Annotated in this window: 25 protein-coding genes, 1 tRNA gene and 1 pseudogene; 17 read left to right on the plus strand and 10 right to left on the minus strand. The window is 51.7% G+C overall.

Annotated elements, in window-relative coordinates:
* From IT781_RS18480 to IT781_RS18490, 3 genes and pseudogenes are all read left to right on the plus strand, one after another.
* Positions 1–292: pseudogene (locus IT781_RS18480) on the plus strand (carbonic anhydrase); the annotation flags it as partial.
* 109 nt (positions 293–401) lie between these two features.
* The gene (locus IT781_RS18485) at positions 402–902 is read left to right on the plus strand and encodes an NUDIX domain-containing protein (RefSeq protein WP_194971656.1); all 501 of its coding nucleotides are present in this window, start codon (positions 402–404) and stop codon (positions 900–902) included.
* Complete coding sequence (locus IT781_RS18490; RefSeq protein WP_194971657.1) at positions 899–1,663, plus strand: Nif3-like dinuclear metal center hexameric protein; 765 nt, start codon at positions 899–901, stop codon at positions 1,661–1,663. Before IT781_RS18485 ends, IT781_RS18490 begins: the two co-directional genes overlap by 4 nt.
* A 52-nt stretch (positions 1,664–1,715) precedes the next feature.
* On the opposite strand, the gene IT781_RS18495 is transcribed toward IT781_RS18490, so the two are convergent.
* A tRNA-Asp gene (locus IT781_RS18495) sits at positions 1,716–1,792 on the minus strand.
* Between the two features lie 54 nt (positions 1,793–1,846).
* On the opposite strand from IT781_RS18495, the gene IT781_RS18500 reads away from it, so the two are divergent.
* From IT781_RS18500 to IT781_RS18510, 3 genes are all read left to right on the plus strand, one after another.
* On the plus strand, positions 1,847–2,515 hold the full coding sequence (locus IT781_RS18500) for an alpha/beta family hydrolase (RefSeq protein ID WP_194971658.1): 669 nt from the start codon (positions 1,847–1,849) through the stop codon (positions 2,513–2,515).
* Positions 2,516–2,682: 167 nt separating this feature from the next.
* The gene (locus tag IT781_RS18505) at positions 2,683–3,114 is read left to right on the plus strand and encodes a YeeE/YedE thiosulfate transporter family protein (RefSeq protein WP_194971659.1); all 432 of its coding nucleotides are present in this window, start codon (positions 2,683–2,685) and stop codon (positions 3,112–3,114) included.
* Entirely contained in the window at positions 3,111–3,527 is a 417-nt protein-coding gene (locus IT781_RS18510; RefSeq protein ID WP_194971660.1) for a DUF6691 family protein, read from the plus strand. The genes IT781_RS18505 and IT781_RS18510 overlap by 4 nt, the downstream gene beginning before the upstream one ends.
* 100 nt (positions 3,528–3,627) lie before the next feature.
* Here IT781_RS18510 and rimO read toward each other — a convergent pair whose 3' ends face one another.
* From rimO to IT781_RS18525, 3 genes are all read right to left on the minus strand, one after another.
* On the minus strand, positions 3,628–4,950 hold the full coding sequence (gene rimO, locus IT781_RS18515; RefSeq protein ID WP_194971661.1) for a 30S ribosomal protein S12 methylthiotransferase RimO: 1,323 nt from the start codon (positions 4,948–4,950) through the stop codon (positions 3,628–3,630).
* Positions 4,951–4,979: 29 nt separating this feature from the next.
* Positions 4,980–5,954: a tRNA 5-methoxyuridine(34)/uridine 5-oxyacetic acid(34) synthase CmoB gene (gene cmoB / locus IT781_RS18520; RefSeq protein WP_194971662.1), complete on the minus strand. Its 975-nt coding sequence runs from the start codon at positions 5,952–5,954 to the stop codon at positions 4,980–4,982.
* Positions 5,955–6,098: 144 nt separating this feature from the next.
* Positions 6,099–6,746 carry a phospholipid-binding protein MlaC gene (locus tag IT781_RS18525; RefSeq protein WP_194971663.1) on the minus strand — a complete coding sequence of 216 codons (648 nt, stop codon included), beginning with the start codon at positions 6,744–6,746 and terminating at the stop codon, positions 6,099–6,101.
* Positions 6,747–6,917: 171 nt separating this feature from the next.
* Here IT781_RS18525 and hemB point away from each other — a divergent pair, with 171 nt between their 5' ends.
* From hemB to aroE, 3 genes are all read left to right on the plus strand, one after another.
* On the plus strand, positions 6,918–7,922 hold the full coding sequence (gene hemB / locus IT781_RS18530) for a porphobilinogen synthase (RefSeq protein WP_370527041.1): 1,005 nt from the start codon (positions 6,918–6,920) through the stop codon (positions 7,920–7,922).
* A 64-nt stretch (positions 7,923–7,986) separates the two neighbouring features.
* Positions 7,987–8,514, plus strand: coding sequence for a hypothetical protein (locus IT781_RS18535; RefSeq protein ID WP_194971665.1), 528 nt, complete (start codon positions 7,987–7,989; stop codon positions 8,512–8,514).
* A 2-nt stretch (positions 8,515–8,516) separates the two neighbouring features.
* On the plus strand, positions 8,517–9,350 hold the full coding sequence (gene aroE / locus IT781_RS18540) for a shikimate dehydrogenase (RefSeq protein ID WP_194971666.1): 834 nt from the start codon (positions 8,517–8,519) through the stop codon (positions 9,348–9,350).
* A gap of 43 nt (positions 9,351–9,393) precedes the next feature.
* On the opposite strand, the gene IT781_RS18545 is transcribed toward aroE, so the two are convergent.
* The gene (locus IT781_RS18545) at positions 9,394–9,921 is read right to left on the minus strand and encodes a gamma carbonic anhydrase family protein (protein ID WP_194971667.1); all 528 of its coding nucleotides are present in this window, start codon (positions 9,919–9,921) and stop codon (positions 9,394–9,396) included.
* Between the two features lie 156 nt (positions 9,922–10,077).
* Here IT781_RS18545 and IT781_RS18550 point away from each other — a divergent pair, with 156 nt between their 5' ends.
* Together IT781_RS18550 and IT781_RS18555 are read left to right on the plus strand one after the other, a co-directional pair.
* The gene (locus IT781_RS18550) at positions 10,078–10,734 is read left to right on the plus strand and encodes a zf-TFIIB domain-containing protein (protein ID WP_194971668.1); all 657 of its coding nucleotides are present in this window, start codon (positions 10,078–10,080) and stop codon (positions 10,732–10,734) included.
* Positions 10,735–10,839: 105 nt separating this feature from the next.
* Complete coding sequence (locus tag IT781_RS18555; RefSeq protein WP_194971669.1) at positions 10,840–11,157, plus strand: hypothetical protein; 318 nt, start codon at positions 10,840–10,842, stop codon at positions 11,155–11,157.
* A 413-nt stretch (positions 11,158–11,570) separates the two neighbouring features.
* On the opposite strand, the gene IT781_RS18560 is transcribed toward IT781_RS18555, so the two are convergent.
* From IT781_RS18560 to lptF, 4 genes are all read right to left on the minus strand, one after another.
* Entirely contained in the window at positions 11,571–11,924 is a 354-nt protein-coding gene (locus tag IT781_RS18560) for a hypothetical protein (RefSeq protein WP_194971670.1), read from the minus strand.
* Between the two features lie 224 nt (positions 11,925–12,148).
* Complete coding sequence (locus tag IT781_RS18565) at positions 12,149–12,322, minus strand: hypothetical protein (RefSeq protein WP_194971671.1); 174 nt, start codon at positions 12,320–12,322, stop codon at positions 12,149–12,151.
* 349 nt (positions 12,323–12,671) lie between these two features.
* Positions 12,672–13,739 (minus strand): LPS export ABC transporter permease LptG, encoded by a 1,068-nt coding sequence (lptG, locus tag IT781_RS18570; protein ID WP_194971672.1) that lies wholly within the window; start codon positions 13,737–13,739, stop codon positions 12,672–12,674.
* Entirely contained in the window at positions 13,736–14,875 is a 1,140-nt protein-coding gene (gene lptF, locus IT781_RS18575) for an LPS export ABC transporter permease LptF (RefSeq protein ID WP_370527044.1), read from the minus strand. Before lptF ends, lptG begins: the two co-directional genes overlap by 4 nt.
* 127 nt (positions 14,876–15,002) lie before the next feature.
* Between lptF and IT781_RS18580 the strand changes: the two genes are divergently transcribed.
* The 6 genes from IT781_RS18580 to IT781_RS18605 all read left to right on the plus strand — a co-directional run bounded on the left by IT781_RS18580 (position 15,003) and on the right by IT781_RS18605 (position 23,235).
* Positions 15,003–16,493 carry a leucyl aminopeptidase gene (locus tag IT781_RS18580; protein WP_194971673.1) on the plus strand — a complete coding sequence of 497 codons (1,491 nt, stop codon included), beginning with the start codon at positions 15,003–15,005 and terminating at the stop codon, positions 16,491–16,493.
* 6 nt (positions 16,494–16,499) lie between these two features.
* The gene (locus IT781_RS18585; protein ID WP_194971674.1) at positions 16,500–16,946 is read left to right on the plus strand and encodes a DNA polymerase III subunit chi; all 447 of its coding nucleotides are present in this window, start codon (positions 16,500–16,502) and stop codon (positions 16,944–16,946) included.
* 82 nt (positions 16,947–17,028) lie between these two features.
* Entirely contained in the window at positions 17,029–19,836 is a 2,808-nt protein-coding gene (locus IT781_RS18590) for a valine--tRNA ligase (RefSeq protein ID WP_194971675.1), read from the plus strand.
* A gap of 126 nt (positions 19,837–19,962) precedes the next feature.
* Positions 19,963–21,678, plus strand: a complete 1,716-nt coding sequence (gene pilB, locus IT781_RS18595; protein ID WP_228779264.1) for a type IV-A pilus assembly ATPase PilB — start codon at positions 19,963–19,965, stop codon at positions 21,676–21,678.
* Between the two features lie 2 nt (positions 21,679–21,680).
* A complete protein-coding gene (locus tag IT781_RS18600; protein WP_194971676.1) occupies positions 21,681–22,901 on the plus strand; it encodes a type II secretion system F family protein in 1,221 nt (406 codons plus the stop codon).
* A gap of 118 nt (positions 22,902–23,019) precedes the next feature.
* Positions 23,020–23,235, plus strand: a complete 216-nt coding sequence (locus IT781_RS18605) for a hypothetical protein (protein WP_194971677.1) — start codon at positions 23,020–23,022, stop codon at positions 23,233–23,235.
* 316 nt (positions 23,236–23,551) lie between these two features.
* On the opposite strand, the gene IT781_RS18610 is transcribed toward IT781_RS18605, so the two are convergent.
* The gene (locus tag IT781_RS18610; protein ID WP_194971678.1) at positions 23,552–23,881 is read right to left on the minus strand and encodes a hypothetical protein; all 330 of its coding nucleotides are present in this window, start codon (positions 23,879–23,881) and stop codon (positions 23,552–23,554) included.
* Between the last annotated feature and the right edge of the window lie 48 nt (positions 23,882–23,929).

The following is a 23,929-nucleotide window of genomic DNA, read 5'->3' on the forward strand; positions in this document are numbered from 1 at the left end:
GACGTTTAACGACGAGATCATGCGTGATCTGCTGAGCAGCAGCCTGAAAACCGCCAGCATCGATGAAAACGGCTGGCATGATTGCTGCGAAGGCCCGGGTTCTTGCGAAGGCAAATATATCGACTGGCTGACCATCAAGAATCAGGAACAAAGCGTACTCGAAGATGTGACACGCATTAAGAATCATCCGCTGGTGCCGTCCAACATTCCCGTCTACGGCTATATTTACGACGTAAAATCCGGCCGGCTGGTCGAAGCCCCGGCAGCCACGGAAGCCGGCAAAGCGCGGTAAACGCTACCCTGCCCGCCCTGCAAGGCGGGCAATTTTCTCAAAGCGAGCTTGCATGCCCGCCATAACAGTCTAAAATCCATAGCCTGTTTTCTCACTGTCAGATTTCTTTATGTACAACGAACTGCTCCCGGTCGTCGATGAAAACGACTGCGTGATCGATACGCTGCCGCGTCACTATGTCCATGCCCGATCCTTGCGCCACCGCGCTGTACATATCCTGGTCTTCAACGATCAGAACCAACTCTTTCTGCAGAAAAGATCGCTGCTGAAAGACCTCAATGCCGGCCTGTGGGATACTTCGGCGGCCGGTCATGTCGATGCCGGCGAAGATTATAATAGCTGCGCGCTCCGCGAAATTGAGGAAGAATTGGGCATCAAAGTAGATGGACTGGAACCTCTGTTCAAGCTGCCAGCTACGGCCGCTGTCGGCATGGAATTCATCCAGGCTTACCGCTGCCGGCACAACGGCCCGTTTACCTTGGCGCCTGAGGAAATCGAGACCGGCGACTGGTTTTCCGAGCACGACCTGTCTGCGCGCATCGCCGCCGATGATCAGACGCTGACCGAGACTTTTAAAACGATCTGGCGGCACTATAGGTTAAGCTCATGATTACTCAGCAACAACTCAACGATTTTTACGACAGCCTGCTGAATCCGCGAAGCTACGCCGACTATTGTCCAAACGGTCTGCAGATAGAAGGAACCGGCGAAATCGGGCGCATCGCCTTCGCCGTATCCGCGACGCGCGATTCGATCAGGCAGGCCATCGACAACCGGGCCGATGCCCTGGTCGTGCATCACGGCCTGTTCTGGAGCTTCCACGGCGCCCGGCCTCTGACCGGCGCCTTTGCCCAGCGCGTGCTGCCGCTGGTCAGACATAACATCAACCTGTTCGGTTATCACCTGCCTTTGGATGGCCATGCCGGCATCGGCAATGCCGCCGTCTTAGGCCGGCTGATCGGCTGCGGGCAACAGCAGCCATTCGGCGATTACAAGGGCTCGGCAACGGGCATCAAAGGCGTGCTGGAATCGCCTCTGACGGCGCCGCAATTGCAGGCAAAGCTAGCCGAAGTTCTCAAACATACCGTTATTTTGGCGACGCCGGACAACAATGCCCTAATCCGATCCGTCGGCATCATTACGGGCGGCGCCAACAGCGAATGGCGATTGGCGGCGGAAGAAGGACTGGACGCCTACATAACCGGGGAAATCAGCGAGCATGATTGGCATGAAAGTCAGGAAAACGGCGTACACATGTTCGCGGGCGGACACCATGCCACCGAACAGTTCGGCATACAGGCTCTGATGGAAAAAACGCGCGAGCAATTTGATATGGACTGTTTTTTTATCGAGAGCGACAACCCGGCTTGAACGCCGGGCATAAAAAAAGCCCGGTTGAGGGCTTTAGTGTCACTAGCATGAATGGCGGAGCGGACGGGGCTCGAACCCGCGACCCCCGGCGTGACAGGCCGGTATTCTAACCAACTGAACTACCGCTCCGTTTGCAGAGCGCGTATTCTACAACATTTTACTAACTCGTCAAGCTTATTCGCTATGAAACTGGAAAATCATCGGATTCAAGTCAACGACAGCACTGAAATCAGTTCCGTTTGGCTGATCCCTGAACAATACCAACATGCGTTGATTATTGCGCATGGCGCCGGCAATGACATGCAGTCCGGATTTGTCTGCGCCCTGCATGAAGGCATCGCCGAACACGGCATACTGACCGTCAAATTCAATTTTCCCTACATGGAGCAAGGCCGCAAGGCGCCTGACCGGCCTGCCGTCCTGGAAGCTGCCTGGCAGGCTGTCATCGATGCCGTATTGGAAAAGGCCAGGCTTGCGCCGGAAAAACTGATACTGTCCGGCAAAAGCATGGGCGGACGTTATGCGTCGATGGTAGCGGCGCAACGTCCGGGATTCGGCGGCGTCATTCTGTACGGTTATCCATTGCACGCGGCAGGTAAAACCGGCAAGTTGCGCACGGAGCATTTGCCGGCCATCTCGGCACCGATGCTGTTTTTTCAAGGCACGCGCGACGCCTTATGCGATCTCGATAAGTTGCAAATGGTTTTAAAGACGCTGCCCATGCATCCCGACCTGCATATCATCGAAGGCGGCGATCATTCCTTTAAGGTACTGAAGCGGTTTAACCGCAGCGAACAGTCAGTCATGGATGAAGTCATCGCAACCAGCGCCGCGTGGATTCAGAGCCGTTAGATGCGCAGGCCATTGAACCTTCCGCTTGCAACCGGCCTTTAGGCATATATTGCTATTCTAAACAGATGGGAAAGCAAAAAAGACCCGGCTACTTTCTACCTAGCTCAGCAGAATGAGCAGGAAAATAGTAGAATATTCCCAATTCATTATTAACCGGAGTTTGTTTTGTGGAAAATTTCACCCCTGTTTCTGCCTTAACGGGCGGCGCGCTGATCGGCATCAGCGCAACCCTCCTGCTGCTGTTCAATGGCCGCATGGCCGGCATCAGCGGCATCATGAACGGCGTATTCAACTCATCTGGAAGCGAAATGAGCTGGCGGCTTGCCTTCCTGGCCGGCCTGGTCATCGGCGCAGTTTTATTCAGCCTGATTGCGCCTGACTTCATTGCAATGCGGCAAAACTATCCTTTAGGACTATTGGCAGCGGGTGGATTCCTGGTCGGTTTCGGCACCCGTATGAGCAACGGCTGCACTAGCGGCCATGGCATTTGCGGCATCGCCAATTTATCGCCGCGCTCGATATTGGCCACACTGACTTTTATGGCCGGCGGCATTGTGACTGTATACATTATCCGCCATGTCCTGGAGCTGACTGCATGAAAAGAATCCTGCTCGCTCTCTTAAGCGGCATTCTATTCGGCATAGGGCTGTCGCTGTCGCAGATGGTCAATCCCGATAAAGTGCTGGGCTTTCTCGACATCACCGGCAACTGGGACCCGAGCCTCATGTTTGTCATGATCGGCGCTCTTGCGGTGGCGTTTGTATCTTTCAGGTGGGTGCTGAAGCGCCCGGCTCCCGTATTGGACGACGGCTTTCACATTTCCAAACGTCGAGAGATCGATAAACCTTTGTTATTGGGAGCCGGCCTGTTCGGCATAGGCTGGGGAATGACCGGCTATTGCCCGGGGCCTGCAGTATCTGGACTGGGATTGGGCACACTGGAAGCGCTGATCATGGTCGCTTCGATTTATGCCGGATTCTTTGCCCAGAAATGGTTTGCCGAAAGAAAATAAAAAGTTGTAGGGTATGCATCGCATACCTTTTTCGACGTTTATCGGCTCCGCACTCTAAAAAGGTACGCGGTGAGTACCCTACAACTTGATATGTGGAATGTTAAACCAAATGCCCCCACATATCGTACTCATCGGCCTCTTCCAGTTCGACTTCAACAAAGTCCCCGACTTTCAGATGCGTTGCGCCATCGATGAACACCTGGCCATCGATTTCCGGCGCATCGGCCTTGCTTCTGGCGACAGCGCCTTCCTCAACGACTTCATCGATCAGCACAGTCTCAATGCGGCCTACGCGCTGCTGCAGGCGTGCGGCGCTGATTTCGGCCTGATGCGCCATGAAGCGCGCTAAACGCTCCTGCTTGACTTCTTCAGGCACCTGATCCGGCAAGTCATTGGCAACTGCGCCTTTGACCGGCGAATAGGCAAAGCAGCCGACCCGGTCCATTTGCGCCTCGGTCAAAAAGTCGAGCAATTCTTCAAACTCCTGCTCGGTTTCGCCCGGAAAGCCGACGATGAAGGTGCTGCGCAGAGTGATATCGGGGCAGATTTCGCGCCATGCCCGAATTCTTTCCAGGTTATTTTCGCTGGCGGCCGGGCGCTTCATCAGCTTCAGTATGCGGCTGTTGGCATGCTGAAACGGGATGTCCAGATAAGGCAGGATTTTACCTTCGGCCATGAGCGGAATCACGTCATCGACATGCGGATACGGATACACATAATGCATGCGCACCCAGATGCCCAGATCGCCCAGCGCTCCAGCCAGATCATAAAACCGCGTTTGTACGGAACGGCCTTTCCAGTCGCGGCTCTGGTACTTCAGGTCCAGGCCATAAGCGCTGGTATCCTGCGATACGACCAGCAGTTCCTTGACGCCGGCATTGGCCAGACGCTCGGCTTCGAACAGGACATCGTCGACAGGCCGACTGACCAGGTCGCCGCGCATGGACGGAATGATGCAGAACGTGCAGCGGTGATTGCAGCCTTCGGAAATTTTCAAATAAGCATAATGACGCGGCGTCAGCTTGATGCCTTGCGGCGGCACCAGGCTGGTAAACGGATCGTGAGGCGGCGGCAGATGCTCGTGCACTGAAGCCACGACTTCTTCCAGGGCATGCGCGCCGGTCACTTTCAGCACCTGCGGATGGCGGGCGCGGATTTCAGCTTCTCTGGAGCCCAGGCAGCCGGTCACGATGACTTTGCCGTTATGAGCCAGCGCTTCACCGATGCTGTCGAGCGATTCCTCGACCGCGGCATCGATAAAACCGCAGGTATTGACGACTACCAGATCGGCGTCCTGATAAGTCGGCGAGATGGTGTAACCTTCGGCACGCAGCTTGGTTAGAATCCTTTCGCTATCGACCAGGGCTTTCGGGCAACCCAAACTAATAAAACCGATATGTGGGGCAGTCTTTGAGGCAGTCATTTCAATCTCTATAATGTTAAACAGCCGGGTTAAGCCGGATTTGCAATAATAATGGCACGCTTGGGTGCGGGCAGGCCTTCGCGGGTAAGGTTCGGATCGAGGGGATCAAGAAAATCCTTGAGCGAATGAAAAGTCATCCATTCTGTCGTGCGTTGTTCTTCCGTGCTGGTCACAGTCACGTCGACAATGCGGATATTGGTGAAACCGCAGCGCTTCATCCAGCCAACCAACGTATCGCAAGTCGGCAAGAACCAAACATTGCGCATGCAGGCATAGCGGCCTTCGGGCACCAGCACCTGCCCCGGCCCGCCGTCTATGACCAGCGTTTCCAGCACCAGTTCACCGCCCGGCCGCAGACTTTCTTTTAATTCGAGCAGATGATCGATAGGCGAACGGCGGTGGTACAGCACGCCCATGGAAAAGACCGTATCGAACAGTTTCAGGCCATAAGGCACTTCTTCCATGCCAATCGGCAACACATAAACAGGCGCCTCGCCGTGCAGTTTTCGAATCGCCTGAAATTGCATGACGTTAAGCAGCAACGGGTCAATGCCGACTACCATGCGGGCTCCGGCCCCGAGCATGCGCCAGCAGTGATAACCATTGCCGCAGCCGACATCCAGTACCAGGCGATTGGCTAATGGCGCGATGTGGTTTTTCAGGCGATCCCATTTCCAGTCCGAATGCCATTCGGTGTCAATTTTAATGCCAAACAGATCATAAGGACCTTTGCGCCACGGGTGCAAAACCTTGAGCTGGTCTTTTAACTGCTGACAGGCTTCATCAGTCAGATCTTCAGGGCAGCCTATCCGTACGGCATCGGCATCTAACGATGCGCCAGTATGCTCCGGTTTCGGCAGTTGCTCGATCAGCGCCTGCCATTGGGCCAATGTGCCGTGATTCGCCGGTTCGAATGTTCGGGCCAGCTGTTGCGGCAATATCTGAGCCCAAGCATCGGCCTTGGCCTCGAGCAGCGTTTCAATTAAAGGTTGATAATCGATCATTCAGGTAAGTTAAATGCGCTGTCCGCGTCCGGGCACAGCATTAACTGAAAAAAACGGGGAATTGTGCAGGTCGGAGCTAGTGGGCATTGCCACGAAGCTTGTAAGCTTCGTGGCAGTCAAAACTAAAAGACGAGAGCCGGGCAATTAAGACCTGGCGGATGTTGAACCTGAAGCAAGCGCTTCAGCGTTGCGTTTGGCCAATCCGTCGATCACCGCGGCCAGTGACCCCTTGGTTTTGACTTCATTGGTGAAAGTCGTACGGTAGTTGGTCACGAGGCTGACGCCTTCAATCATAATATCATAGGCTTTCCAGTTGCCTTGGCTCTGCACCATCCGGTAATTTACCGCAACAGGCTGAATGCCGGGTTGCAGAACTTCGGTTTTGACGACGACTTTTGTCGCGCCGGGTTCCATTTCCAGCGGCAGGAACCGCACTGTCCAGTCGCGGAACTCAACGAAGGCTCTGGAATAGGTCCTTATCAGCAGCGTCTGGAATTCCTGCTTAAAACGCGCCCGTTCATCATTGGTCGCGGTTTTCCAGATCGGGCCCAGCACCAGTGCGGAGATTCTGTCGAAATCGGTATGCGGCATAATGACTTCATTGACAAATCGCGTAACCTGGACAAAATCCTGGGCGAACGTTTTGTCCTGCAATTTGGCGTGTAATTTTGTCGAGGCATCTTCAATCGCTTGTTGTGGAGGCAACAGATCAGCCGCCATGCCTCTTGTCATCGGCATGAAGCCGAGCAACACTGCAAATAAAACAAATACCGTATATTGTTTAGCCTTCATAAAACCCTCTAAGAATTGAAACTAGCGAATACTTTCTATTTTCGAATATCAGCGACCCATATTCCCTGATAAAATAAATCCCAAGCCAAACAGTCCGTCAAGCTGACTTGACGGACTGCATGACTCAAGCCAGAGGTTCTGATAATTTCCAAACCCATGACTATGGATAAGATGACATATAATAACATCAATTTCCCCCGCACACGCATGAGAAGAATGCGTTATAACGATTTTTCCCGCCGTTTAATGCGCGAACACCGCTTATCCGTTGATGACTTGATTTACCCGATGTTTGTTACTGAAGGCGCAAATCAGAGAGAAGCCATCACCTCGATGCCGGGCATAGAGCGGCTCTCCCTGGACTTGTTGCTGGAAGAGGCGCATGCGCTTTATGATCTCGGTATTCCTGCCATTGCGCTGTTTCCGGTAACGCCTCTGGATAAAAAGTCCGACGCCGCCGCCGAGGCTTACAACCCTGACGGCCTGGCTCAGCGTAGCGTAAGGGCTTTAAAGAAAGCCTTGCCGGAATTGGGCATTATTACCGATGTCGCCCTCGATCCCTTCACCTCTCACGGGCAGGACGGCCTGATCAATCAGGACGGCTATGTCATGAACGACGAAACGATAGCCGTGCTGGTCAAGCAGGCGCTGTCCCATGCCGAAGCCGGAGCCGATATCGTCGCGCCTTCGGATATGATGGACGGACGCATCGGCGCGATAAGAGAAGCGCTGGAAGCCCAAAATCATATCAATACGCGCATCCTCGCCTATTCCGCCAAATATGCATCGAGCTTTTACGGCCCTTTCCGGGATGCCGTCGGCTCGGCCGACAATCTGGGCAAAGGCAATAAATACAGCTATCAGATGGACCCGGCCAACTCCGATGAGGCGCTGCGCGAAATTCAACTGGATCTGCAGGAAGGCGCCGACATGGTCATGGTCAAGCCCGGCATGCCCTATCTCGATATTATCCGCCGCGTAAAGGACCAGTACGGCGTGCCGACTTTCGCCTATCAGGTCAGCGGCGAATATGCCATGCTCAAAGCGGCCGCCATGAACGGCTGGCTGGATGAGAAACAGGTTGTTCTGGAATCCCTGCTGGCCTTCAAGCGCGCCGGCAGCGATGCGATTCTGACTTATTTTGCCAAATCCGTGGCGCAATGGTTGCGGGACTAATCAGTTGTTGCCTTAACGCTCTGAAACAAGCATTTTTCATAACCCTAAATCTGGAATCCGTACCATGTCAGAAGATTATCTAATTCCCCCCAAGCGAAGGTTTCACTTTGAAGAAGCCATCCTGGTCCTGCTGCTGATCCTGTCGCTGGTAGGCATCGGCATCAACGATTTTTCTCCTGCCGATGGTTTGGGTTACTGGATTATTATGGTGTTCGTGTTCGGCCTGTTCGGGATCCTGATCGGCTGGCTGCAATCCAAGCATAATATCGACGATTTCAAGAAAATAGTGCGCGAGCAGTCCATTCACTGGCTCACTTCCCTGATAGTGGTCGGCGGCGCTTTCTTAGTGCAAAAATCCGGCCGCATTGATCCTGAAAGCGCGGGATTGGTCATTTTATTGATTTTGTCGCTATCGACCATCCTCGATGGCCTGCGGGTAGGCTGGCGCTTCAGTCTGGTCGGGCTGTTCATGGGGACTTCAGCCGTTGTTGCCGCTTACACGGAACACTTTCTGTGGATAGAAATACTGATTGCCATCGGCATTGTGCTGCTGACGATCTTGTGGGAATACTGGGTGGAAAAAAGAGAATAACCATGATGACAATAGATCGCTATGCCGTTTTCGGCCATCCCATCAAGCACAGCAAATCCCCTAGAATCCATCGGCTCTTCGCCGAGCAGACAGGACAATCGCTTGAATATACCGCGCAGGATGTGCCTGCCGAACAATTCCAGAGCGCGGCTACGGCCTTTTTCACCGCAGGCGGCAAAGGACTGAACTGTACGGTACCCCTGAAAGGACTGGCCTGGGCTTTTGCCGACAGCAAAACCGAGCGGGCTCAGCTTAGCCAGGCGGTCAATACGCTTGCCGTACAGGCGGACGGCTCTATTCTCGGCGATAACACGGACGGCAAAGGTTTGGTAACGGACCTGACAGCCAACCATGCCATCGACTTAACAGGAAACCGGATTTTAATCCTGGGCGCGGGCGGCGCCGGCAGAGGCATCATAGGCCCTCTCCTTGAGCAGGCCCCGCATTCCATAGTCATCGCCAACCGCACTGTCGAAAAAGCCGTCGATCTGGCGCAAGCTTTCCATCACAAGGGAGTTGTCAGCGGCTGCGGGTTTGACGACTTGCAGAGCCGGCAATTTGATTTGATTTTAAACGCGACCTCGGCCAGTTTAAGCGACCAGCTGCCGCCTTTGCCCGATGGCCTGCTGGCTGAAAACGGCGTCTGCTATGATCTCGCCTATGGCAACGAACCGACGGCTTTCGTGCGCTGGGGGCTCAGGCAAAACGCGGCAAAAAGTCTGGACGGACTTGGCATGCTGGTCGAGCAGGCGGCCGAGGCATTTTTTATCTGGCGCGGCGTTCGTCCTGAAACCCGGCCCGTTATTGAATTGCTCAACTCAGAGCGTCAGGCGTGAAAGAAACACGCGCCCAATCAATCGGCCTGCGCTTCATTCTGACCTATTTCAAATACTGGTCCTTCAAATGCATATAATGCTGAGAAGAATACTCCAGAAATTCTTTTTCAGACTCTTTTAAAGGTCTTGCCTGCTTGGCGGGCGCGCCCACGTAGAGATAACCGCTTTCCAGCGTTTTTCCGGGCGGCACCAGCGCGCCGGCTCCCAGCATGACATAGTCCTCGAGTACGGCATCATCCATAATAATGGCGCCGACGCCTATCAGACAATAATTCCCGACGGTACAGGCATGAACCACGGCCCGATGCCCGATCGTCACGCCTTTGCCGATCGTTAACGGATGCCCTTGCGGCGAAAACTTGCCGGCGTGTGATACATGCAATACGGCACCATCCTGAACATTGGTGCCTTCGCCGATCGTGATGCTTTCCACATCGCCTCTGACCACCGTCATCGGCCATATTGACACGTCATCGCCGATCGTCACATCACCAATCACCACAGCGCTGTCATCGATATAGACGGACCTGCCGATGCTGGGCTGCTTATCATTGAATTTTCTGATTGCCACACTACCTCCTGATTGTTGACTATAATTTATGTTTTAAATGCATATGCAAAAAGACTAATTGATGCTCGTACGCACCGTGTTCCGGCTTGACATATTAAAACATGATACATCAAAGGCGATGCGGGCAGATCATCTTCATAGATAAACCATGAAATTATGGCTAAATGCATCAGCTGTGCAGCACCACTGCCGGCAAACACCAACAAATGTTCATATTGCGGCTCATACAATGATGTCGATCTGAACAACAGGCATTCATATACCGCTATCCAGAGACGGCCTGACCGACTGTGCCCTCATTGCGAGAAACCCTTACAAACCATCAATATCAACGGCACCGTTCTGATTGAGCGCTGTGAATATTGTTTTGGATTGTTTTTTGATCCCGGAGAAATAGACATCCTGCTTGAAAGCACTGTCCCGAACGTTTCCGATGCAAATCAGCAATATCTGGACAATATCAATAAGGATCGCCATCAAGCCAATAAAAAAGTCAAATACATCAAATGTCCTGTCTGCCGCACCCTTATGAACCGGCGCGTATTCGGCCATCGCAGCGGCGTGGTTGTCGACCGCTGCAAAAACCATGGCATCTGGCTCGACAGCGGCGAAATAACCCATCTTATGGAATGGAAGAAGGCCGGCGGCCAGCTACTGCATGAGCGAACAATTCAAGTCGAGAAAAGAACAGGTCGTCACAAAATGACTCGGGATTATACTGGCGCATCTCCATCCGATTACGCGGACAAGAGCCTGGGAATTGAATTATTAGAAGTCGTAGTTTCGCTTATCGGAAAGTACTTTGCCGATTAAAACTGCAGAATTCATATCATTGCGTGATATGTCCGGTGAGTTAAGCGAGGGGATTTGCCGGGCATAAACCATACCCGGCACTCATTCAAAAATGAGCAGCCGAAAATGCAGGACGCATTTCCGGTTATTTCTATTTATTTGCCTTCAGTAGCAGGTGCTGCTGGTGCTGATTCAGCAGGTGCTGGTTCTGCTGGCGCTGATTCAGCAGGTGCTGTAGTTGCTGGTGCAGGAGTAGTCGCTGCAGGAGCCGACTCTGATGAGCTGCCTGTTGCAGGCGTAGTAGTTTCCTCTCCTTTATTGCAACCAGTCAATAAAGCCAAACCGAATAAACCTACTGCGATAATTTCTCTAGTTTTCATTGCATATCCTTCTTATTATATGGTTATTAACGCACTTTCCTTACCTGCAAAAAATTACAAGTAATTATTTATTTTAACATAGAGATTACTAGAGCTAATAATCAAAAAATTATTTCTCCAATAAAGTCTATATTCGGAATATAGATGGTATTCATAAACACTATAATACCGACCAGTAACAACTGGTTTAGACTGAATCTGTAACATAAAACAACAGCTCCACATGACTGACAGCGGAAGCGGAAGCGGAAGCGGAATTTATTAATTTATGTAACCGGCATGAGATATCTTTTTCTCCATGCCGCATATTAACAAATTTACCCACAGAAAAACCGCTCGAGCTATAGACAATACTGTCTTGCCGTTTTAATGCCTTAATGCCCGGAAGAAAAACAGCCCGATAAGACGGTTCTTGCCGGCCGGACGGCATCAAGCCGATCACTTCGGATTCAAAGCCAAGCATTTCGATTCCCAAGCCTACGCCCTACTGATCAAGCCTGTCTCCACTCTATTATCTTTAGCCGAAATCAGCGCAAAAATATCGCCGACCCTAATCTTTAAATCAGCGGATTTCCATAATATGTACAGCCCCTGGGCGCTGTTATTAATTATTTCAAAAGCGCCAACGAACACATCTTCAAGCAATTTGCTCTTCTCAATATCCGACGGTTTCCAGACTCGGCTATCGTATGAGATTTCCCTGCTGAACTTCAAGATTCTGTTTATTGCTGAACCCTGATGCTCTTTCCCGTAATGCATTTTCATCTGACGCATCCAGCCACAGCCTTCCGGCACCAGTTCCCAATCGGGAACCTGCCAGTTTCCCGGCAATTCTGGAATCTTTTTTGAAGCGGAATTAAATTTTCCGTTTCGTTTTTATTATTCTTGCACAGGAATCTTATTAAATTATTAAAACCAATAATGCCCAGGCCATCCCTCTGTTCGGCAATTCGGGTATATTTTCTTTTTTTGCGTCAGGCCCAAAGACTCGACCACGCGCATGGACAGTGGCCGATTTATTGGCTTTAACACATAATGACCGGCCACTTCCTGTTTTAATAACTGATAAAGATTTCTGAAAGTGAATAATTTTCAGCCAGCATCGCGTAGGCAAATGTAACAATATCGACATGCGCCCGCTCTTCCATACCGAGAGGAAATCCAGCGTCCAGATAGCTTTTTTCCAACTGGCCGACAAGATCTTCCAGGCAAGTATCGATTTCCTGCAAATAAGCCAAATGCTGCTGAGGATCGATCTCAATGCGGGTGAGCTTGCAAGAGACAGAAAACTTCTTTGCCCGAATTGTAATCCCGCTTTATGGACAAGGCGCGCAGCCAGTCGATAAGCGCTTGCCTGTTAAGTGCAAATGGAATTTTATAATCGCTTAGATCCGGCGTCGTCCTGAATCTTGAATTGTCCATTGCCTCCCTCAATAAATATACAAGTAACGCTGACTGTGGCATTCAGTACAGTAGCGTTTTCATTATATTTTTAACCCTTCAGCGTCCTTGTAAAATATTGAAGAAATATTGAGGATGGAATTAAGCAGGGCGGAATTTAGATTCTGCCCTGCCCGTTTATTGCACGCGCCGCATGGCGAACAGAGCCAGCGCCAGGACTGTCAGACTGGGGAGAAACGCCATCAACGGAGGATTAAGGTCATAAATTAACCCCATGTGGCCGACGATTTTATCGAAAATATTGAAGCCCATGCCGATGATCACCCCCACCATCATCCTGCCACCGACGCTGACGCCTCGTTTAACGCCTATCACGAACGGCGCCGAAACCAGCAGCATGATGAAGGTGACCAGCGGATTAACCACGCGCCCCCAGAAAGCTAATTCAAAGGATTGAGATTTTTGATGATTTTCCTTAAGAAAATCTATGTACATCGCCAGATCATACAACGACATATTATCAGGGCTTATGACAACAACCTTCAGCAAATCTGGCGCAATCGATGATTTCCAAACCTGCTCGCTCTGTGCACTGGCGGCCATTTGCTCTGTTGAAATCTGTGATTGCCTGATGCCTTCCAGTTTCCACTGCTGATCCTTTAAAAAAGTCGCCTTGTCCGCATGCACAGATTGGCGCAACCGGCGCTGATCATCCAGTTCATAAATACTGATGTCAGCGAGATGCCCATCATCGATGATTTGCCTGACGTTGATGAACTTCTCGCCTTCACGCAGCCAAAGGCCATACCGGTAATTCATGGAAACTTGCTCATTCTGGGCAGTGGATTTGATCATCTGCGCCGTGCGTTCAGTCAAAGGCGCCACAAACTCGCCAACGGCAATGGAAATCACTACTAAAATAGCACCGGCCAGCATCACTGCTTTAATAATGCCCAGAACGGACAGTCCAGCCGCACGCATGGCGATCAATTCGCGATTGTTGCCCATGGCGCCCAATATGAACAAACTGCCCAGCAATGCCGACGACGGCATCAGCTCATAAAAAACCCGGGGAGAAGTCAGCGCCAGATAGGAAAAGATCTCCTTTAAGCCATAATGCCCTTTTCCCAGATCCTTTAACTCATCGCTAAAGGTGAACAGATTAAACAATGTCAATAATAATAGAATCGCAATCAGCGAACCTTTTAAAATCTCCTTGACGATATACTTCGTTAATACATTCACCTTGTCACCTTTTCCCTGATTTTCATCTTAACCCACTGCCATCCGTACAGTTTGATCAATAATCCAATGCCGACCAGCAACAATATCCAATAAACCCCAACACCGCCCAGCCAGGCAGGAATGGTCTCGTTAATAACCCAGCTCTGGCTGACGCGGATAAGATTTCCATAACTGAAATAGATCAAAAAGGCGACCATCATATTGCCGTAAACGCCGCCCCTGGGCGCGCTCTGCGCCAACGGCACGGCAAGAAGCGTAAGAAAAATCATGCTCAAAGGAATGGAATAGCGGCGCTGCAATTCTGCAATGTCGCGTATGGCGTTAGAATTCTTCAGCACCTTCATCGGGATCGCCTCGCGGCTCACATTGATGACTGAGCTTTTCTCATCCAGTCTGACAGCGTATTCGGCAAAGTTTTCAATCACATAATCCACCGCTCCTGGCTGCCCCTGTATGCGCTCGCCCTGCTCCAGAATCATGTAACGGCCATCTTTTAAATCCTCCAGCCGTCCTGCTTCAGCATTAATAATGGCCAGCTTGCCATTACGCTGCCGGTGTTGCACAAAAATCTTGTGCATCTTTTTATCTTTGCCAAGTTTTTCCACGTAAAAAACCAGATCCCCCTGGCTGTATTCGCTGAATTTTCCCGCCGCGACGCCTCTAATATCGGCGGATTGCTCATCCTGTTGCATCAAAGCCTCTGTCTTGGCCTCAGCCCAGGGCGACACATACATCGAGAGCCCTGCAGACACTACGCTCAGCGGGAAAACCAGCAGAAATACCGCCCGATAAATTGTGCTGGCGCCTCCTCCGGCGGAAGAAACTGCCGACATTTCCTGATCGCGGTACATGCGGCCCAATACCATCAACACGGCCATGAATAAAGCGGCCGGCAGGAAAGCGATACTGGCAGTGACTATTTTCAAACCCAGAATGGTCAGCAATGTTTCATTGGAGACTTGCCCCTCAATCGCTTTATCCAGAATTCTGATAAATTTCCGGCTGACGATTATGACGACAATCACGGTCAAAACAGCTAGCAATGTTTTGATCAAATCGCGCATAATCATCTTATCCAGAACGGTGATCCACGGACGCCGTCCCATTTTATAGCCTTGCGGCCAATCTGCTCCCAAAAGCCTGTCTCCCCATCAAAATATATTTGTGTTGTATAATCCGAAAACAAACAGCCCATCTTGGCAGCAGCCGTCTAAGACGGCCTGCTTAAGATAACCATTCTCTCGCAACTACACGATAAAAATTATGGACTATTCTATAGAAATCACGCCTTTAGAAAAACTGCAATCTGACTGTGTTATTGTTGGCGTTTACGAGGATCAGCAACTGAGTCCGTCGGCCATCGCCCTCGATACCAGTACTCAGGGAATCATCAGCAACATCGTCAGCCGTGGAGATATCGGCGGAAAAAATGGCGAAACCGTCCTAATCAACGTCGTACCCGACAGCACTATCGAACGTATTTTACTGGTCGGCCTGGGCAAAAAAGAGCCTTTATCGGGCAAGAATTACCGCAAGGCGTTGGCAGCGGCTATTAATAATCTGAAAAAGCCGCAAATAAAATCCGTCGCTTGCTGTCTGGCCGAATGTGATGTGACAACCGGCGATTGGCAGTGGAAAACGCGCCAAATCATCGAAGTCTTCAACGATGCAGTCTATCAATTTACCCACCTGAAATCCGACAAGGAAACGGAAAGCAAAATCGAGAAGGTTAGCATCTGCGCGCCGCAAAGCGAAAGCGCCCTGGCGCAAGCGGGACTGGAGCAGGGTCGGGCAATTGCCGAAGGCGTCAATTTAACCAAACACTTGGCCGACCTGCCGGGCAATATCTGCACCCCAACCTACCTTGCCGAACAAGCGGTCGAACTGGGCAAAAAATTCGACAAGCTCAATGTGAACGTGCTGGAAGAAGCCGACATGGAAAAGCTGGGCATGGGCGCTTTGCTGGCCGTCGCGCGCGGCAGCCGCCAACCCGCCAAGCTGATCACGCTGGAATACCAGGGCGGCGATAAAAACGGCAAGCCGATTGTCCTGATCGGCAAAGGGCTCACCTTCGATGCCGGCGGCATTTCCTTGAAACCCGGGGCGGGCATGGATGAAATGAAATACGACATGTGCGGCGGTGCGGCTGTTCTAGGCACTCTGCAGGCCGCCGCGCAAATGGCTCTGCCGCTCAATATCGTCGGGCTGATTCCATCGACGGAAAACCTGCCCGATGGCAATGCCGACAAGCCCGGCGATATTCTGACCAGCATGTCCGGCAAGACCATCGAAGTCTTGAACACGGATGCCGAAGGCCGTCTGATTCTTTGCGATACGCTGACCTATGCAGAACGTTACAATCCTGATGTCGTGATTGACCTGGCGACCCTGACCGGCGCCTGCCTGGTGGCTTTAGGCCGCGTACCCAGCGGCTTGCTCGGCAACGACGACAGGCTGTGCAATGAACTGCTCGCAGCCAGCGAGACGGCCACCGACAGCCTCTGGCGCCTGCCGTTATGGGAAGAATATCAGGAACTGCTCAAATCCAATTTTGCCGACATGGCCAATATCGGCGGCAAAGATGCCGGCACCATTACGGCGGCTTGTTTCCTGTCGCGTTTTGCCGAAAACTTCCGCTGGGCGCATTTGGATATCGCCGGCACGGCCTGGCGTACCGGCCCGGCCAAAGGCGCGACCGGCCGCCCCGTTCCGCTCTTGTGCCAATATCTGATTAACCGTACGCCCAAGGCCTAACAGCGCATGCCGGAAGTCAGCTTTTATCTATTGCCGTCACGCTCGCAACAGGAACGGTATCTGTTTGCCTGCAAACTGATAGAAAAAGCCTACCGTAGCGGCCACTTCTGCTATGTGCTGACCGATTCGGCCGAACAAAGCGAAGTCATGGACAACCTGCTCTGGACTTTCCGGGCAGGTAGTTTCATCCCGCACGAACGCTATACGAGCGAGACATTCTCGCACCCGCGTGCGGAATGGGAGCGCCATGTCATTTTGATAGGCACGCAGAAGGCGCCTGAAAACTGGCAGAAAACCGTGATCAACCTTTCTTCGCAATGCCCGCAGGATCTCGAGCAGATCGAACGCATCCTGGAAATTCTCGATGACAGCGAGGAAACCAAAGAGGCCGGCCGGCAACGCTACCGCCAGTATCAGCAGTTGGGGCTAGCCATTGCCACGCACAAGATTTAGCATGAAAATTTGAGATATAAGGCGCAACAACCGATAACCTTGCTTCTTAAACGCATAACTTTTACAAGAACACAACACATCCATGGATAAAACATACGCTCCCCATTCAATTGAACAACGCTGGTATAAAATCTGGGAAGAAAAAGGCTATTTTGCCGCCAAAGAGGACGGCGAATCTTATTGCATCATGATTCCGCCGCCCAATGTCACCGGCAGCCTGCACATGGGACATGCGTTTCAGGACACGATCATGGATGCGCTGACGCGCTATCACCGCATGAAAGGCTGCAGCACCTTATGGCAACCCGGCACCGACCACGCCGGCATCGCCACGCAGATGGTCGTCGAGCGCCTGATCAATGCCGAGGGCAAAACCCGCCATGATTACGGCCGCGAAAAATTCATCGAAAAGATCTGGGAATGGAAGGAGCAGTCGGGCGGCACGATTACGCGCCAATTGCGCCGCATGGGCTCTTCGCTGGACTGGAACCGGGAACGTTTCACGATGGATGAAGGCATGTCCGAAGCCGTTCAGGAGGTCTTCATCCGCCTGTACGAGGAAGGCCTGATCTATCGCGGCAAGCGCCTGGTAAACTGGGATCCGGTCCTGCATACGGCCGTATCGGACCTGGAAGTATTGTCGGAAGAGGAAAACGGTTCGATGTGGCACATGCGCTATCCGCTGTCCAATGGCCAGGGGCATCTGATCGTTGCCACGACACGCCCGGAAACCCTGCTCGGCGATGCCGCCGTAGCGATTCATCCGCATGACGAGCGCTACAAACACCTGATCGGCGAATTTGTCGAACTGCCGCTGACCGGCCGGCGCATTCCCGTTATTGCCGACGAGTATGTCGATCCCGAATTCGGCACCGGCTGCGTCAAGATCACACCGGCCCACGACTTCAACGACTACGAGGTCTGGACGCGGCACCGCAACGCCTCAGCCATCAACGAACTGCCGCACGGCGGCCTGATCAATATCTTTACGGTCGATGCCACTGTGCGCGGCAATCTGGACGCGGAAGGCGACCTGATCCCAGCAAAATACATCGGCCTGGACCGTTTCGAAGCGCGCAAGCAGATTGTCGCCGACCTGGAAGCCCAGGGCCTGCTGGAAAAAATCGTCGACCACAAACTGATGGTGCCGCGTGGCGACCGTACCGGCAGCGTCATCGAACCGCTGCTGACCGACCAATGGTACGTCAGAGTCGAGCCGCTGGCCAAGCCGGCGATAGAAGCCGTTGAAACCGGCGCGATTAAGTTCGTGCCCGACAACTGGAAAAACACCTATTTCGACTGGATGCGCAACATCCAGGACTGGTGCATTTCCCGACAGATCTGGTGGGGACACCGGATTCCGGCCTGGTATGACGATCAGGGCAACACCTACGTCGGCCGCTCCGAACAGGAAGTCCGCGCCATCCACAACCTGCCGGCCGACTATGCGCTGAAGCAGGATGAAGACGTGCTCGACACATGGTTCTCGTCCGCCTTATGGCCGTTCTCGACCTTGGGCTGGCCTGACAACACGCCCGAACTGGCCAAACATTACCCGACCAGCGTGCTGGTCACCGGCTTCGACATCATCTTCTTCTGGGTCGCGCGCATGATCATGATGGGGCTGAAATTCCAGGGCGACGTGCCGTTCAGGGAAGTCTATATTCACGGCTTGGTCCGCGATGCCGAAGGCCAGAAGATGTCCAAGTCCAAAGGCAACGTGCTGGACCCTATCGATATCATTGACGGCATCGACCTGGAAGCCCTGGTCGCCAAACGCATCTCGGGCATGATGCAGCCGCATCTGGCCAAAAAGATCGAGCAGGCCACGCGCAAACAGTTCCCGGACGGCATTTCGTCTTTCGGCACCGATGCGCTGCGCTTCACGTTCGCCTCGCTGGCTTCGACCGGCCGCGATATCCGCTTCGATCTGGCCCGCACCGAAGGCTATCGCAACTTCTGCAACAAGCTCTGGAATGCCGCGCGCTACGTGCTCATGAATACCGAGGGCCAGGACAACGGTCTGTCGGGCGCTTGCGAATATACGCAGGTCGACCGCTGGATTACCGCCAGATTGCATCAGGTCATCGCCGCAACGAGCAATGCCATCGACAACTACCGTTTCGATCTGGCGGCCCAGGCCATTTATGAATTTACCTGGAACGAATACTGCGACTGGTATCTGGAACTGGCCAAGATTTCGCTGCAATCCGGCAATGAGGCGCTACAGCGCGGTACGCGCAGAACGTTGCTGACAGTGCTGGAAAACGTGCTGCGTCTGGCACATCCGTTGATGCCGTTCATCACCGAGGAAATCTGGCAGCGCGTTGCGCCATTAGCCGGAATCGAGGCTGAAACGATTATGCTGCAGCCGTACCCGAAAGCCGATGAAGCTCAGATCGATACGACTGCCATTGCCGAAATCAACTGGGTCATGAACTTCATCCTGGGCGTGCGCCGTATCCGCGGCGAGATGAACATAGCGCCGGGCAAACCGCTGCCGGTCTTGCTGCAAAACGGTTCCGTGGCCGATAAAAACAGCCTGGCCAACAATCAGGTCTATTTGCTGAAACTCGGCCGTCTTGAATCGATTAACTGGCTCGACGCCGATGAAGCGGCGCCCGAATCGGCGATAGCGCTGGTCGGTGACATGAAAATCCTGATTCCGATGGCCGGCTTGATCGACAAGGAAGCCGAACTGACGCGGCTGGACAAGGAAATTCAGAAAATCATCAAGGAACTGCCCAGAATCGAAGGCAAATTAAGCAATCCGGCCTTCATCGATAAAGCGCCGGCCGATGTAATCGATAAGGAAAAAGCCAAACTGGCCGATTTGCGTTCGTCATTGAACAACCTCGAAGAACAGCATCGCAAAATCCAGGCCTTATAAAGGCGCCGAAGCCCAGGGGGAAAACGCTTTCCCCTGTATCCTCTCTTTTTGTCCTATTCATTGGACAAACCTCCTATTTGATCTATATTTGCTTTAGTTGCATTAAACTAATCGCATGACTACCGCATGGCTACCGTATTAACCGATCTACAATTCAATGGTCTCGCAAAATGCTTAATTCAAGGCGGCCTGCTGTCTGAAAATGATGCCCAAATCCACATTCAGGAAGCGCAAAAAAGAAAAATCCCGCTCATTTCCTATCTGGTCGCCAATAATTTTGTGGACAGCAGAGCCGCAGCAACCAAAGCCTCCACTGAATTCGGCATACCTTTTTTCGATCTGGATGCGATAGACTGCCGCAACCTGCCCGTCAAAGTGATCAGCGAAAAACTGATTCGTCAGCATCATGTGCTGCCGCTGTTTATACGCGGCAAAACCCTATTTGTAGCGGTCTCCGATCCGACCAATTTCCAGGCATTCGATGACATCAAGTTTCATAGCCTGCTTAAACCCGAAGCCATACTGGTCGAGGAAAACAAGCTCGTCAAGGCGATAGAAACCTCTTTAGAAGCGGCATCCGATACGTCCATGAAAGATCTTCTGCTCGACGAAGATCTGGAAAAACTGAATATTACCGGCGGCGATGAAAATGCGAATGAGGATATCAATTCTGAAATTGACGATGCCCCCATTGTGCGTTTCGTCAATAAAATCCTGCTGGATTCGATAAAAAAAGGCGCTTCCGACATTCATCTGGAACCTTATGAAAAAAACTTCCGTATCCGGTTCAGGTCTGACGGCATCCTGCATGAAGTCGCCAGTCCGCCGACCAGCGCCGCGAACCGCATTATCTCGCGCATCAAAGTCATGGCCAGGATGGATATCGCCGAACGTCGGGTTCCGCAGGACGGCCGTATTAAGATGTCCTTATCGAAGAATCGTGCGATTGACTTTCGGGTCAACACCTGTCCTACCTTATTCGGCGAAAAAGTCGTCTTGCGTATTCTGGACCCCACCAGCGCCCAAATCGGCATTGAAAAACTGGGTTTTGAACCGGAACAGGAAAAACTGTTTCTTGAAGCTATCCATAAGCCCTACGGCCTGGTCCTCGTTACCGGGCCAACCGGCAGCGGTAAAACAGTCTCACTCTATACAGGCCTGAACATCCTCAACAGCATCGAGCGCAATATTTCCACGGCCGAGGACCCTGTTGAAATCACGGTAGAAGGCATCAATCAGGTCAATATGAATCCCAAAGCGGGCCTGACGTTCGCCTCGGCCCTGCGCGCCTTTTTGCGCCAGGACCCCGATATCATCATGGTCGGCGAGATCCGCGACCTGGAAACGGCGGAAATCGCCATCAAAGCCGCACAGACAGGCCATTTGGTGTTATCGACCCTGCATACCAATGACGCCCCGCAAACATTGAACCGCCTCATGCAGATGGGCATTCCACCTTTCAATATCGTCTCGGCCGTCAATCTGATTATGGCTCAGCGCCTGGCGCGACGCCTGTGCGAGCATTGCAAGAAACCGGCCGACTATCCGGCCAAGGCCCTGGTTTCTGCAGGTTTTAAAGAGGAAGAGCTGGATAATCTGCAACTCTTCAGTCCTGTAGGCTGTGAGCATTGTACGAACGGCTATAAAGGCCGGGTCGGCATCTATCAAGTCATGACATTGAGCGAAAAAATGCGCTCGCTCATTCTTGAAGGCGGCAATGCCATGCAGCTCGCAGAGCAGGCAAAGTCCGAAGGCATCAATGATTTGCGGGCATCGGGCTTGAACAAGGTGCGCATGGGTATTACGACTCTCGAAGAAATTGACCGCGTAACGAAGGAATAATTATGGCAGAACAAACCGAACAGCTGGATTTCATCTGGGAAGGCGTCGACAAAAGCAGAAAAAAAACCAAGGGGTTGATTACTGCAAAGAGCGAGATGATCGCGAGAACCGATTTAAGACGCATGGGCATACGCGTCACCAAACTCAAGAAAAAACCCAAGCCCTTATTCGGCGCCAGAGTGCAATCAATCACGCCGGGCGATATAGCGGTCTTTGCCCGGCAATTGGCGACCATGCTGGAAGCGGGCGTGCCTTTAGTGCAGTCTTTCGACATCATCGGCAAAGGCCACGATAATCCCAGCATGCAGAAAATGCTGTTGGAAATTAAAGCGGATATTGAAGGCGGCGCCACTTTGGCTGAAGCCCTTAACAAGCGGCCGCAGCAATTTGATGAACTTTTCTGCAACCTGGTCCAGGCGGGCGAGCAGGCCGGGGTACTGGAAACGCTGCTGGATAAGATCGCGACTTACAAGGAAAAAACCGAATCCCTGAAAAAGAAAATCAAGAAAGCGCTGACTTATCCTATTGCGGTATTGGTTGTCGCATTCATCGTCACGGCCATTCTGCTGCTTTTTGTCGTGCCTGTTTTTCAAGAACTTTTCCAGAGCTTTGGCGCCGACTTGCCGGCGTTCACAATGTTTGTAATCGGCATATCGGAATGGATGCAGGAATGGTGGTGGCTATTTTTCGGCAGCATCGGCGTGGCCATCTATACCTATCTTTTCTTCCAGAAACGCTCGCGGCCGTTCAACCACTTCATGGATAAAATGTTCCTGAAAATACCCATAATTGGTATGATCTTGCACAAGTCGGCCATCGCCCGCTTCTCAAGAACCCTATCGACGATGTCCGCAGCCGGCGTGCCGCTGGTGGAAGCGCTGGAGTCTGTGGCCGGCGCTTGCGGAAATGTTATTTACGCCGACGCGGTTCTGAGAATGCGTGAAGAAGTAGCCATGGGACAGCGCCTGCAATTTGCCATGCAGCAAACCCAACTGTTCCCTCACATGGTCATGCAGATGCTTGCCATCGGCGAAGAATCGGGCTCTATCGATGAAATGCTGGCCAAAGTGGCCGATTTTTATGAAGAAGAAGTCGACAATCTGGTCGATAATTTAAGCAGCCTGATGGAGCCCATTATCATGGTAATCTTGGGCATCCTGGTCGGTGGCCTGATCGTTGCCATGTATCTGCCTATTTTCAAACTCGGCGCGGCTGTGGGCTGATTTAAAATGTTGACAGGTAAGGTTTTGTTCTGTGATGTTGACAACGTGATACACCGGATTTTGGTCTGCGTATTTGTGCTAAATGAAAAGGTTGAACGGATCAATCTGGAAGGAAGCAATGACTAAATTGGCAATCGTTTCTAATGGTGAAGAACAAAACCCCTTGCAACCACACATTGACTATCTGCAAGAAGTAATCGACGGCAAACACGACACCAAGGAACTGTTCACTCTGCTGGACAAAATTGACGCTGCTGCGACTGCGTTAGTTAATGCTGGTGTAGTTGAGGATTTCAATAAATATGATAATTTGATAGGTGATGCTGCCGTCTAATGGGCTGAGCTGGACCGACAGCAAAACGGGTAATGTGTAAAATTTTGAACTTGATTTGATAACTTCAAATATTAGTTTGATTGGACCTAGTATTAACTTTTCCAGTTTGATCCAGACCGAATGTTATGGATTTTTACTGCTCAGATTTGGGAACAAAATTTAACGCGCAGCTCAGAGGAGCAATTTTTTACGCAACGAAAATTGCTCCTCTGCCGTTGATTGTTAAATTCCTTTCAACTCACGGGTTTCGATATTTACCAGTTTCAATATCGCGTCATCATCAAAATAAGCAGATTGCTCCACGCACTGCTCTGAATTAGCAAAAATAACTATAGCTTTTTTTCCCATTGTTTTTGGAGCTTGGGTATATTACCCCATCAACACTAACGTTATCTTCTGCCTTGAAAATATATCTAATAAACTCTGTGACGATTTGGATTGGCACATAATCAACGTGAGCGCGGTCAGTTCGATCAATTGGCTTGATAAAGTCAGAAATGAAGTCGATCAGAAATTTTATATCACTGCGGCGCTCTCGTTTGTGCTCGTCAAAGAGGCTAGGAATATCAAAATTTTTAGATAAATCTATGACTCTCAGATTTCTAGTTGGCTTAAATACTCCGCATATAGCTTTGTAAACGCTCAATAAACCGCATCTAACAATTGGCTACTGGAAGTGGCAGAGTATTCCCAT

Source organism: Methylobacter sp. BlB1 (genome assembly GCF_015476545.1).
Lineage (GTDB): Bacteria > Pseudomonadota > Gammaproteobacteria > Methylococcales > Methylomonadaceae > Methylobacter.